13 protein-coding genes are annotated in these 12,610 nt (G+C 39.0%); 12 read left to right on the forward strand and 1 reads right to left on the reverse strand.

Annotation, left to right across the window (positions count from 1 at the left end):
* Positions 1-43 precede the first annotated feature (43 nt).
* Positions 44-493 (reverse strand): PH domain-containing protein, encoded by a 450-nt coding sequence (locus ACQKEV_RS06820; RefSeq protein ID WP_427444659.1) that lies wholly within the window; start codon positions 491-493, stop codon positions 44-46.
* Positions 494-755: 262 nt separating this feature from the next.
* Between ACQKEV_RS06820 and yfmF the strand changes: the two genes are divergently transcribed.
* From yfmF to ACQKEV_RS06880, 12 genes are all read left to right on the forward strand, one after another.
* Positions 756-2,048, forward strand: coding sequence for an EF-P 5-aminopentanol modification-associated protein YfmF (yfmF, locus tag ACQKEV_RS06825; RefSeq protein WP_427444662.1), 1,293 nt, complete (start codon positions 756-758; stop codon positions 2,046-2,048).
* Positions 2,029-3,333, forward strand: a complete 1,305-nt coding sequence (gene yfmH / locus ACQKEV_RS06830) for an EF-P 5-aminopentanol modification-associated protein YfmH (protein ID WP_427444664.1) — start codon at positions 2,029-2,031, stop codon at positions 3,331-3,333. Before yfmF ends, yfmH begins: the two co-directional genes overlap by 20 nt.
* Positions 3,330-4,058, forward strand: coding sequence for an elongation factor P 5-aminopentanone reductase (gene ymfI / locus ACQKEV_RS06835; protein ID WP_427444667.1), 729 nt, complete (start codon positions 3,330-3,332; stop codon positions 4,056-4,058). Before yfmH ends, ymfI begins: the two co-directional genes overlap by 4 nt.
* A 43-nt stretch (positions 4,059-4,101) precedes the next feature.
* Positions 4,102-4,359, forward strand: a complete 258-nt coding sequence (locus ACQKEV_RS06840) for a DUF3243 domain-containing protein (RefSeq protein WP_269924795.1) — start codon at positions 4,102-4,104, stop codon at positions 4,357-4,359.
* Positions 4,360-4,549: 190 nt separating this feature from the next.
* Positions 4,550-5,347: a DUF3388 domain-containing protein gene (locus tag ACQKEV_RS06845; protein ID WP_427444669.1), complete on the forward strand. Its 798-nt coding sequence runs from the start codon at positions 4,550-4,552 to the stop codon at positions 5,345-5,347.
* 16 nt (positions 5,348-5,363) lie between these two features.
* Entirely contained in the window at positions 5,364-6,254 is an 891-nt protein-coding gene (locus tag ACQKEV_RS06850) for a helix-turn-helix domain-containing protein (protein ID WP_427444671.1), read from the forward strand.
* A gap of 48 nt (positions 6,255-6,302) precedes the next feature.
* Complete coding sequence (gene pgsA, locus ACQKEV_RS06855; RefSeq protein WP_427444673.1) at positions 6,303-6,881, forward strand: CDP-diacylglycerol--glycerol-3-phosphate 3-phosphatidyltransferase; 579 nt, start codon at positions 6,303-6,305, stop codon at positions 6,879-6,881.
* Between the two features lie 14 nt (positions 6,882-6,895).
* Positions 6,896-8,146 carry a competence/damage-inducible protein A gene (locus ACQKEV_RS06860; RefSeq protein ID WP_427444675.1) on the forward strand — a complete coding sequence of 417 codons (1,251 nt, stop codon included), beginning with the start codon at positions 6,896-6,898 and terminating at the stop codon, positions 8,144-8,146.
* Positions 8,147-8,365: 219 nt separating this feature from the next.
* On the forward strand, positions 8,366-9,424 hold the full coding sequence (gene recA, locus ACQKEV_RS06865; protein WP_427444677.1) for a recombinase RecA: 1,059 nt from the start codon (positions 8,366-8,368) through the stop codon (positions 9,422-9,424).
* Between the two features lie 198 nt (positions 9,425-9,622).
* Positions 9,623-11,182, forward strand: a complete 1,560-nt coding sequence (rny, locus tag ACQKEV_RS06870; protein ID WP_424471009.1) for a ribonuclease Y — start codon at positions 9,623-9,625, stop codon at positions 11,180-11,182.
* 175 nt (positions 11,183-11,357) lie between these two features.
* On the forward strand, positions 11,358-12,155 hold the full coding sequence (locus tag ACQKEV_RS06875; RefSeq protein ID WP_427444680.1) for a TIGR00282 family metallophosphoesterase: 798 nt from the start codon (positions 11,358-11,360) through the stop codon (positions 12,153-12,155).
* A gap of 87 nt (positions 12,156-12,242) precedes the next feature.
* Positions 12,243-12,515, forward strand: a complete 273-nt coding sequence (locus tag ACQKEV_RS06880) for a stage V sporulation protein S (RefSeq protein ID WP_016427565.1) — start codon at positions 12,243-12,245, stop codon at positions 12,513-12,515.
* Positions 12,516-12,610 lie beyond the last annotated feature (95 nt).

Consider the following 12,610-nt stretch of genomic DNA (forward strand, 5'->3'; position numbering starts at 1 on the left):
CTGGTCCTTTCATTTTTTGTTTACACATTTAGTTAATGGTAATTTACTGAGTTATTTTATCAATTTGTACATTTGACGCACGTTTTTCTAATTCGAAAATGAAAAGGTCAATGTCTTTAGGTGAAATCTTCACACTTCCTAAAGTTGCTGATTTATAAAATAATTCAATACCTTGTTTTGATGATAACAAGCGGTAACCTGTAAAGATTTCTGTTGTGGGTGAAATCCTTGTTATATCTTCATATGGGATTCGACTTTTAAATAGTCCACCTTTTACAAATAAATGGTCATTGAATAGGACGTATTTAATAGAAAAAGCAGACCACAATAGTACCCCAATTGATAACACACATAAGGAAAGTACAGTTATGGTATCAATACTCGTTCTATCATAATCTAAAAGCAGAGGAATCAAAAATACGCCAAGTATAATAAATACTGTGATTGATATGATTCCAACGAAAAATTTATCTATTATTGAACGAAACTCCAAAAAATAACACCTCCTAATATTTAACTACGAATATCTAATAGGAAAGTTTCACTTGATTTATAATTTTTACAAAGAACAATTCTTTTGTTCACGGGTGATTAAGATTCAGGAATTAATTGACAACAGATATTTGAATCCCTAGCAAGAGGTATTTATGGGACGTAAGACTTATATTTTTTAACGAGCTATTTGCAATCATTTACCAGCACCATGTATAGTGAAAGATATGGTATGGCATATTAATGAAATAGGAGGGATTTCGATGTTTCAAACAATCGAGTTACAACCAGGCATCCATCTACATATTAGGCCGACAGATCAATTTAAAACTGTAAATTTTTCTTTTAAATTCAAACAATTATTGACTAATCAATCTGCTTCAGAGCGTTCTGTACTTTCTAATGTGTTGATGCATAGTAATGAGCTTTTTCCATCCAATTCAGCTTTCCGCAGCCATTTAGATGAACTTTACGGGACGATTATGTATTTGGACTCAAGTAAAAAAGGCAGTGATCATTCCGTCACTTTGCTTGCTGAGTCTGTCAATGATCAATATTTGTCTACTGGCGGAGTGTTGGACCAAGTAATTAATCTTATGCAAACGGTTCTTTTCCGTCCAAATCTGGAGCAGGGAACGTTCAAAGAATCGATTGTAAAACGTGAAAAAGATACAGTCATTCAACGAATTGAGTCAATCTATGATGATAAAACCAGATATGCTCAACAGCGACTGGTTGAATTAATGCGACCAAATCACCCAGCTTCTATTGGTGCAAACGGAACCATCAAAGATGTAAATGCGATTACCCAGGAATCGCTATTTAATGCATACAAAAAAATGCTGGAAGAAGATGAATTGGATATTTATGTGGTCGGTGACGTGGACGTTGAAGAAATGACAGCCAAGTTAAAAGAAGCATTTCCTTTCAAAGCACGTTCGAAAAAACAAAAGAATATTCATGAGAATATTGAACATCCAACCACACAGAAAAAGAACGTCAGCGAGCAACAAGAAATGAAGCAAGGGAAATTGCATATTGGGTTCAATACGCCGATTACGTTCACACATCCTGACTTCCCTAAAATGCAAATTACGAACGGCATTTTTGGTGGTTATCCTCATGCGAAATTATTCCTGAATGTGCGTGAAAAAGAAAGCATGGCTTATTATGTGTCAAGTTCGTTCTCTTCAGCATATGGCTTATTATTTGTTTTGGCAGGAATTGATGCGAGTAAACAAGAAAAAGCAGTTCGATTGATTGATGAACAGTTGGAAGCAATGAAAAAAGGGGAGATTTCAAAAAATGAAATCGACCAAACCGTTGCCATGCTGAAGAATCAATTAAAAGAAGCGCTTGATTCTGCTAGAGGACAAATCGAGATTTACGACCAATACAAAGACCTTGATGAGAAATTCTCGGTGGACTCATGGGTCGAGAAATGGGCATCAGTCACAAAAGAAGATATTCAAGAAATGGCGAAATCAATAAATAAAGAACTTGTTTATTTCTTGTCTGGAAAGGAGGAGCTTTCTCATGAAGGAGCTTCACTTTAAACAATTGGATGAAAAGATGTTCCATGAAAAGATGGATAATGGCTTAGAAGTGTACATCTTGCCTAAAAAAGGCTTTTCCAAAACATTTGTTACTTTTACGACTAAGTATGGGGCAATTGATCGTACGTTTGTGCCATTGGGTGATTCTGAATCGGTCACAGTACCAGATGGAATTGCACATTTCCTGGAACATAAAATGTTTGAGAAAGAAGACGGCGACGTTTTCCAAAAGTTTAGTGGATATGGTGCTTCTGCGAATGCATTTACTTCTTTTACTCGTACGGCCTATTTATTCTCCTCAACAGATCACTTGTATGAGAACACAGAAACACTTTTGAATTTCGTTCAGGAGCCTTACTTCACACAAGCAACGGTAGAAAAAGAAAAAGGGATTATCGGACAGGAAATCACTATGTATGATGATCAACCCGATTGGCGTTTGTATTTCGGAGCTATTGAAAATATGTATAAAGACCATCCCGTGAAAATCGACATCGCAGGAACAATCGAATCGATTGATAAAATCACGGCTGAACATTTGTATACTTGTTATGAGACATTCTACCATCCATCAAACATGTTATTGTTTGTTGTTGGCGCAGTGAATCCAGAAGAAATGATGAATTATATTAGAGAAAATCAATCTAAGAAAGAATTTACCGAACCACAGCCTATTCAACGTGAATTCCCGGAAGAACCGTTGGAAGTTGCAAAACATGAAAACAAATTGTTTATGGACGTTCAAAAACCAAAAGTTTATGTAGGATTGAAAGCCAAAGAAACTTCACTTCAAGGTGAAGAGATGATGAAACATGAACTGGCAATTCAATTAGCATTGGAATTAATCTTTGGTCGTTCCTCGGACTTCTATGTGGAAGCCTATGAAAAAGGTTGGATTGATGAATCATATGCTTTTGATTTCACATTGGAAAAAGGCTATGGATTTGCTTTAATTGGATCCGATACTTCAATGCCAAAAGAATTAATTGATTCCATTAAAAAAGAACTCAAAAAGGTCGAAGAAAAATGGCCTTTTGGTCAAAGTGATTTGGATCGTGTTCGTAAGAAAAAAATTGGCTATTTCCTTCGCGCCTTAAACTCAGTGGAGTTTATAGCAAACCAATTTACTCGTTATGCCTTTAATGAAATGGATTTATTCGATGCTGTTCCAGTTCTTGAAAAAATGACTGTTGAAGATTTGCAAAAAGCTTTCAAATCCATCGAAGGTGAGGAACAACAAACTGTATTTTCTGTTCTTCCCAAGAAAGAACAAACAGTATCATGAGTAAATTTGCCTGCATTTTTGGGGCATCAGGTGAAATAGGGGAAGCAATAGCACACGATATGTCAAAACACGGCTGGAGTTTGTATTTGCATTTTAATGAAAACAAACAGGCAGTTAATCGTTTAATTGCCCATTTGCAAAAACTTTATCCAAACCAAGAATTCCATGTCGTTCAAGCTAATCTTACAGACAGTAATGCTTTTCAACATATTTCTGCTCAACTATTCGAAGTTCAAACAATTATCTTTGCATCCGGTCAAGCTTTGTATAAATTACTGGAAGATACTTCACCAAATGAAATGGAAATGGTTTGGCGAACGCATGTGCAAGCGCCGATGTCAATCATCGGTCAGCTTGCTCCTAAGTTAAGACGTCATGAGCAATCCTATATCATTTTTATTGGATCGATATGGGGTGAAACAGGAGCGGCCGGAGAAACTGTTTATTCAGCTGTCAAAGGTGCTCAACATGCTTTCGTAAAAGCTTATGCTAAGGAGTCAGGACCTTCTAGGATTAGAGTCAATGCTATCGCTCCAGGCTTTATCGACACAAAAATGAATGATTCATTCGATTCTGAGGAAAGAACTGCTCTAGAAGAGGAAATTCCACTTCAGACTATTGGGAAACCTCAAGACGTTGCGAACCTGGTGTCATTTTTATCGAGTGGAAATGCCGACTATATTACAGGGCAAGTTCTCCGTGTGAATGGCGGTTGGTACATATAATTTCTCTATTTGCACATACTGTTTGTGAAAAGGAGGAATGGACATGGCCTTACTTGAAAATTGGCAAAAATGGACACACTTTCTTGGTGCAAATGTAATGAATGCCGAAGCTACTGGAATGTCTAAAAAAGCCATTCAATCAACAGCTTATGAAATCGGCGATTACTTAGCCAAAAATGTGGATCCGAAGAATGAACAAGAGCGTGTTTTGTCGGATTTATGGTCAGTTGCTTCAGAAGATGAACAACATGCTTTGGCAAACATGGTCGTCAAATTAGTTCAACAAAAAACTGTGCAGTAAAAGAAAAGAAGGACATTGTTCCTTCTTTTCTTTTTTCCTTTTCTTACGTACATAAATCAGCTATGATAGAACCTAGAGTAGTTTGAAAGCGTCATCTAATGAGAATGATTGGTTAAGGTGTCGCATCAAGAGTTTTTTTGTAGAAAAAGACTTGCTCCTTCAATATGATAGGCGGAAAGGTCGTTACATTATGCGCGAATGGTATTTTGAATATGAAATACAAATAAACCGTCCAGGATTGCTTGGAGACATTGCTTCTTTACTCGGCATGCTGCGTGTTAACATTGTCACTATCAACGGTGTAGATCAGGGCAGACGAGGGATGTTACTTCGTGCAGAGAATGATGAGCAAATTGAACGTTTTGAATTGATTGTCTCAACGATGGAAACGATTCAAGTAACGAAGTTCCGCGAACCGAAATTGCGTGACATTTTAGCAGTCAGACACGGTCGTTACATACAAAGAGATGCGGATGATCGCAAAACATTTCGTTTCGTGCGGGATGAATTAGGTCTTCTTGTCGATTTTATGGCAGAGTTGTTTAAGCAAGAAGGACATAAATTAATTGGGATTCGTGGAATGCCTCGAGTAGGAAAAACCGAATCAGTTGTTGCTGCTAGCGTCAGTGCGAATAAAAAATGGGTGTTTTTATCTTCGACCATGATCAAGCAGACCGTTCGTAGCCAATTGGCAGGAGACGAATTCAGTGATAACAATATTTTTATCCTCGATGGAATTGTGACGAGACAGTCTACAGATGAACGACATTTACAATTGGTGCGTGAAATGATGCGGCTTCCGTCGATTAAAGTAGTGGAACATCCTGATATGTTTATTCAGCAATCGGATTACACGATTGAAGACTTTGACTACATTATTGAATTGCGACACGAACCAGATGAAGTAATAACATACGAAATGATGGAAAAAAACCAGATGATGTCTGAAAGAGGTAACTTAGAAGGCTTCGGAGGTTTTAATTTTTAACAGGCAGGTGTTTTAGTTGACTGAATTAGGAACTCGTCTTAAAGAGGCGAGAACGGCAAAAGGATATAGTTTAGACGACTTGCAGGAAATGACAAAAATTCAAAAACGTTATCTGGCCGGTATCGAAGAAGGCAACTACAGCATGATGCCCGGTCCGTTTTATGTTCGCGCATTTATTAAGCAATATGCTGATGCAGTCGGATTGAATTCAGATGAATTACTAGAGTCATATAAGCAAGAAGTACCTTCTTCGATGAGCGAGGAAGTGCGTCAAACAATGACGTCTGTACCTACACGACGCAGACCGATTGGTAAATCGACAAACAATATAAGTGAAATTTTCCCGATGATTCTAGTTGCACTGTTCATCATCATCGGAATCGTGATTTTTTGGTTTTTCTATCAAAATTTAGCGAACAACAATGACCCTGCAGAATCGGCTGTCGAGGACGAAGTATCATATGAAGAGCCTGAGGATAAGGTTGCATCAGATGTGAACGAAGAAGAGGCAGCAGAAGAAGAAGAAGAAGAAACACCGGTGGAAGAAGAGCCTGAAGAAACTGTTGTCGAGCCTGAAACAACTCAAAAGATTGAGATGGGCGCAATTAATGGAGAAACAACAAATTATACGCTCTCAGGAACAGAAACATTTTTAGTCAAAATTGTCGCACGTGGCAAAGCATGGGTTGGTGTTAAAAATCCATCAGGAGTAGAAATGCTTGGGCGTGAATTATCCGTGGGTGAAACGGTTAACCTAGACTTAAGTGATCTTGAATCAGCTCGTATACGAGTTGGTGCAGCTGCGCAAATTGATGTGTTTGTTAATGACGAAAAAGTGGAGTATGGAATGGCGCCAGCAGATAAAGTTACTCAAAATATGATGATTCAATTTTCAAAACAGCAATAGTCATCTCTAACAAGATGGCTATTTTCTTTGAATCGAGAGGAGACAGAAATGAATATACCGAATCAAATTACGGTTTCAAGAATCATCATGATCCCTATATTTGTTGTTTTCATGTTAGTTGATTTTGGCTGGGGAGATGTTACTTTTTTAGGAGCAACTTTACCTCTGGAACATTTAATTGGTGCAATCATTTTTATTTTTGCATCTGTAACAGACTTTATTGATGGGTATTATGCACGTAAACATAACTTAGTAACCAATATGGGCAAGTTTCTGGATCCACTTGCTGACAAATTATTAGTATCTGCAGCATTGATTATTTTGGTAGAACTTGAATTTGCACCCGCTTGGATTGTTATATTAATAATTAGTCGTGAATTTGCTGTAACTGGACTACGTTTAATATTGGCTGACGAAGGAGAAGTTGTCGCTGCGAAGCAACTGGGGAAAATCAAGATGTGGACACAAATTGTCGCAATTTCGGCTTTACTCCTTCATAATATCATTTTTGAAATGTTCTCTATTCCATTCGCTTCAATTATGTTATACGTATCATTGTTCTTTACGGTTTGGTCAGGCTGGGATTATTTCTATGCCAACCGTCGTGTGTTGCTTGATTCAAAATAGGGGCGTGAATGAACATGAATGCTGAAATTATTGCAGTTGGATCAGAATTGTTGCTCGGACAGATTACAAATACAAATGCGCGTTACATTTCAAGTCAATTAGCAGAACTTGGTGTCAATGTCTATTACCATACGGTAGTTGGTGATAATTCGGATCGTTTACGACAAGCAATTGAACTTGCGGAATCTCGGGCGGATTTAATCGTCTTTTCCGGTGGCCTTGGTCCGACTAAAGATGACTTGACGAAGGAAACGATTGCCAAACATATTGGAACGGAACTTGTAATGGACCAGATTGCATTGACTTCCATAGAAGCATTTTTTCAACGGGTGAACCGACCGATGACTGAAAACAACAAGAAGCAAGCTCTTGTACTGGATGGTTGCCAAGTCCTAGCAAATCATCATGGTATGGCTCCCGGGATGTTTTATTCTAATGATAAGCATGTTTATATACTGCTTCCAGGACCTCCAAAAGAGATGGAACCAATGTTTCAATTGGAAGCAAAACCAGTATTGGCAAGATGGTTAAATCAAGGAGAAGTGATTATCTCTCATGTCCTTCGCTTTTATGGAATTGGTGAGGCAGAACTTGAGACTCAAATCATGGACTTATTAGAAGCTCAGTCAAATCCGACGATTGCTCCATTAGCATCTGATGGTGAAGTCACTTTACGGATTACTGCCAAAACTTCTTCTGAAGAAGAGGCTTGGAGTTTAATCCAACAAACCGAAAAAGAATTACTCTCTCGAGTAGGAAATTATTTATATGGTTACAATGATGACTCACTTGCTTCCAGTACAAGTAAGCTATTAATAGACAAAGGATTGACGATTGCGGCAGCTGAGAGTTTGACGGCTGGACTATTTCAATCTGAGCTTGCAGCCATCCCGGGGGTTAGTCAAACATTAGTTGGTGGGGTTGTTACTTACACAGCAGAGTCGAAAATTAATCAACTTGGAGTCTCCAAGGAAATTATTGATCAATACGGGGTTGTAAGTGCGGAATGTGCCACTGCAATGGCAAGCAGAGTGAAAGCGATGTTCAAGACCGATATCGGAATTGCTTTGACGGGTGCAGCAGGGCCAGGACCGCATGATAACCAGCCGGCGGGTACTGTATGGATTGCAATCATAATGCCGAACGATGATGTGGTAACGCATGAATTGCAATTGAGTGATATGCGAAATACCAATCGCCTGAGAGCAGTGAAACGCACATTCCATTATTTGATTCAGCTGTTATCAAACAATCAAACAACATAATAGATTTTTAAAGGAGCATTCTTTAGTATAAAGATGCTTCTTTTTTATAGTATTGTTTATGTAATTAAAACCACATATGATAACGGATGATTATGTCATTAACAACAGATAAAAAAATAAACCGAATAAACGTTCGCTTTTTTCTTGTGTATTTCTCATAAACCAAGTATAGTAGAGACAGAGGTTAAAGTAGCGTTTAAATTAAAGGAGGAACCATTCTTGAGCGATCGTAAAGCAGCGTTAGACATGGCGTTAAAACAAATTGAAAAACAATTCGGCAAAGGTTCTATTATGAAACTTGGCGAAAAAACTGATCGTGAAGTCTTGACTACTTCCAGTGGATCTCTTGCACTTGATGTAGCACTTGGTGTAGGTGGCTATCCACGAGGGCGTATCATTGAAATTTATGGACCTGAAAGTTCAGGTAAAACAACGGTTGCTCTTCATGCTATTGCAGAAGCACAAGCAGCTGGTGGTCAAGCAGCATTTATTGATGCAGAACATGCGCTTGATCCCGTTTATGCTCAAAATTTAGGTGTAAATATAGATGAATTATTATTATCACAACCAGATACAGGTGAACAAGCTCTAGAAATTTGTGAAGCACTTGTACGAAGCGGTGCAGTCGATATTGTTGTTATTGACTCAGTTGCTGCACTTGTACCTAAAGCAGAGATTGAAGGCGATATGGGGGACTCTCACGTGGGTCTTCAAGCTCGATTGATGTCACAGGCTTTACGTAAATTGTCTGGTGCAATCAGCAAGTCTAAAACGACTGCAATCTTTATTAACCAAATTCGTGAAAAAGTCGGCGTTATGTTCGGTAACCCTGAAGTAACACCGGGTGGTCGTGCACTTAAGTTCTATAGTTCCGTGCGTTTGGAAGTACGTCGTGCTGAAGCTATTAAATCAGGTAACGATTTCATGGGGAACAAAACAAAAATTAAAGTTGTTAAAAACAAAGTAGCACCTCCATTCCGTACAGCTGAAGTTGATGTCATGTATGGACAAGGAATTTCACGTGAAGGTGAAATCGTTGATTTAGGCGTTGAAATGGATATAGTGAACAAAAGTGGTTCTTGGTATGCCTACAATGATGATCGTTTAGGTCAAGGTCGTGAAAATGCAAAACAATTCCTTAAAGACAACCCATCTACACGTAATGAGATTGCTCAGAAAATCCGTGCAGCATATGGCATGATGGCGACAGCCTATACGATTGCAGCTCACGATGAAGAAGAAGATGAAGAGTTTGAGTTATTACTAGATGAAAAATAAGAATTAAGTAGTAGCCTGCCGTAAATATCGGCAGGCTATTTCCTTTAAGGACGCTCGTGAATCCTTGACAGAGTATTTTTACATCTATACAATTAAACTTGTATAATCTCTCAAATGAAACCATTTGGCAGTATTGTGGATTATTCCATATATGAGCCGACTGAACATGAAAACGAAATAGCAAGAGGAGGTGTTCAAATGATTGAAACAGTACTCATCTCCGCTTTGCTTGGTCTTATCGTCGGTGCCGTTGTTAGCTATTTTTTAATTAAAAATGTGAATGATTCAAAAGTGACTGGTGCGAAGCAGTCTGCGGTACTTATCGTGGACGAAGCGAAGCGAGAAGCGGAAGCTCTTAAAAAAGAAGCATTACTAGAAGCGAAAGATGAAACTCACAAATTGAGATCTGAAGCAGAATCTGACATCCGTGAACGCCGAGCTGAACTGCAAAAACAGGAAAATCGGTACTTGCAAAGAGAAGAAAACCTTGACCGTAAGGATGATGCTCTTAACAAAAGGGAAGCGGGTCTAGAGCGTAAAGATGACGCTCTGACTGAGAGACAACAGCATATCGAACAGATGGAAAGCAGAGTGGCAGAATTAGTTGCCAAGCAACAAACAGAACTTGAACGCATTTCTGCATTAACACGCGAAGAAGCGAAAGGCATCATTCTACAACAAGTAGAAAATGAATTAGCGACTGACATCGCAGTTATGACGAAAGAATCTGAAACGCGTGCGAAGGAAGAGTCGGATAAGAAAGCTCGTGAAATCTTATCATTAGCTCTACAACGTTTCGCAGCAGACCACGTAGCAGAAACGACTGTATCAGTCGTGAATTTACCAAACGATGAAATGAAAGGCCGCATCATTGGGCGAGAAGGACGAAATATCCGAACTCTCGAAACATTGACAGGAATCGATTTAATCATCGATGATACGCCTGAAGCAGTCATACTTTCTGGTTTCGATCCGATCCGTCGTGAAACAGCTCGTCTCGCACTTGAAAAATTAGTGCAGGATGGACGTATTCACCCGGCACGTATTGAAGAAATGGTTGAAAAATCGAGACGTGAAGTTGATGAACAAATTCGTGAAATTGGTGAACAAACGACATTCGATGTTGGGATTCATAATTTACATCCTGATTTAATTAAAATCATGGGTCGTATGCGTTACCGTACGAGTTATGGTCAAAACGTCCTGAAACATTCGAAAGAAGTGGCGTTTTTAGCTGGCTTGTTGGCAGCTGAACTTGGCGAAGACGTAACTCTTGCACGCCGTGCAGGTCTACTACATGATATCGGGAAAGCTATTGACCACGAAGTGGAAGGTAGCCACGTTGAAATTGGTGTGGAACTTGCAACGAAATATAAAGAACATCCAGTCGTCATCAATAGTATCGCTTCCCATCATGGGGATACAGAAGCAACATCTGTTATTGCGGTATTAGTAGCGGCAGCCGATGCATTATCAGCTGCACGTCCTGGAGCACGTAGTGAAACGTTAGAAAATTACATTCGTCGCCTTGAGAAACTGGAAGAAATTTCAGAGTCTTACGATGGTGTAGAGAAATCATTTGCCATTCAGGCAGGTCGTGAAATTCGAATTATGGTTCGTCCAGAACAAATTGATGATATAACAGCTCATCGTTTGGCGCGTGACATCCGTAAACGAATTGAAGAAGAATTGGATTATCCAGGACATATTAAAGTAACGGTCATCAGAGAAACTCGTGCCGTTGAATACGCGAAATAAGTAAAAAGGGCTTCAATTTGAAGCCTTTTTTTACTTTTTAAGAGCGTATAAGTTTATTTAGGATACTCATGCTTTAAAGATAGGCTATATCTAGTCATAAGCGTTAACTCGAACCAAAAACTCTGGTTAAAGAGACACTTTACGCTTTTCTTTATGGAAGAAAGAAGGAATGAAAATGAAAGTATTATTTATTGGTGACATCGTTGGATCGATCGGACGAGATGCCGTAGAAGATTATTTACCAAGACTTAAACGAAAATATCAACCAGACGTAATCATTGCAAATGGTGAAAACGCTGCTGCAGGTCGTGGAATCACACAAAAGATTTTTAAAGATTTACTTTTTATGGGCGTTGACGTTGTGACAATGGGGAACCATACATGGGATCAAAAAGAGATTTTTGATTTCATCGACGACACCGATTACTTAATTCGTCCAGCAAATTTTTCGGACGAAGCACCAGGTAAAGGGATGACGACCATTACGAAAAATGGTCATACATTATCGATTATCAATTTGCATGGCCGGACATTCTTACCTCCGCATGACGATCCATTCAAAAAAGCAAAGGAACTTGTTGCTGAAGCAAAACGAATATCTCCACTGATTTTTGTGGATTTTCACGCAGAAGCAACGAGTGAAAAAATTGCTATGGGCTGGCACTTGGATGGAGAAGTCTCTACGGTTGTCGGCACACATACACATGTCCAGACGGCAGATGCACGCATTTATCCAAATGGTACAGCCTACATCACCGACGTGGGGATGACGGGTCCGTATGATGGCGTACTTGGGATGAAAAAAGAAGACGTATTGTATCGCTTCCAAACAAATATGCCTGCTCGTTTTGAGGTACCCAAGTCAGGTCGATCCGTTCTCAGCGCCTTTTTCGTAGAGTTGGACAATCAAACTGGAAAAGCCATTGGTTTTGAACGTATTTATATTAATGAAGATTATCCTTTTAAAGGATAACTTCTTCTATCTTTCTCTTAACCTGCATACAGTGATTTAAGGACATTTTAATCGTCCAACGGTCAGCAAGGACAAGGAGGAATCGTAGTGGAATCATTAAAAGTATCTTCAAGATCTAATCCAAACTCAGTAGCAGGTGCATTAGTTGCAGTTATCCGAGAAAAAGGGTACGCAGAAATGCAGGCAGTTGGAGCTGGAGCACTTAATCAAGCGGTAAAAGCAGTTGCAATTGCACGTGGCTTTGTCGCGCCGAGTGGTACCGATTTAATTTGTTCTCCGGCATTTACAGATATTGTGATCTCCGGGGAAGACCGGACAGCTATTAAGCTTTTAGTTGAAAAACGCACAAGAGCACAATAAGAATAGCGGAATGCGCTCGTCATACCGAATAGAAATCAAACCCAATCTCTTCTGAGCTTGGGTTTTTTCATGTTTGTTCATCTTCTATACAAGTA

This window comes from Paenisporosarcina sp. NPDC076907 (assembly GCF_050269735.1).
Classification (GTDB): Bacteria; Bacillota; Bacilli; order Bacillales_A; family Planococcaceae; genus Paenisporosarcina.

Bases quoted from the DNA above. Each gene is read 5' to 3' on its own strand.
- yfmF (WP_427444662.1), top strand. From the start codon at position 756: ATGTTTCAAACAATCGAGTTACAACCAGGCATCCATCTACATATTAGG.
- yfmH (WP_427444664.1), top strand. From the start codon at position 2,029: ATGAAGGAGCTTCACTTTAAACAATTGGATGAAAAGATGTTCCATGAA.
- ymfI (WP_427444667.1), top strand. From the start codon at position 3,330: ATGAGTAAATTTGCCTGCATTTTTGGGGCATCAGGTGAAATAGGGGAA.
- ACQKEV_RS06840 (WP_269924795.1), top strand. From the start codon at position 4,102: ATGGCCTTACTTGAAAATTGGCAAAAATGGACACACTTTCTTGGTGCA.
- ACQKEV_RS06845 (WP_427444669.1), top strand. From the start codon at position 4,550: ATGCGCGAATGGTATTTTGAATATGAAATACAAATAAACCGTCCAGGA.
- pgsA (WP_427444673.1), top strand. From the start codon at position 6,303: ATGAATATACCGAATCAAATTACGGTTTCAAGAATCATCATGATCCCT.
- ACQKEV_RS06860 (WP_427444675.1), top strand. From the start codon at position 6,896: ATGAATGCTGAAATTATTGCAGTTGGATCAGAATTGTTGCTCGGACAG.
- rny (WP_424471009.1), top strand. From the start codon at position 9,623: ATGATTGAAACAGTACTCATCTCCGCTTTGCTTGGTCTTATCGTCGGT.
- ACQKEV_RS06875 (WP_427444680.1), top strand. From the start codon at position 11,358: ATGAAAGTATTATTTATTGGTGACATCGTTGGATCGATCGGACGAGAT.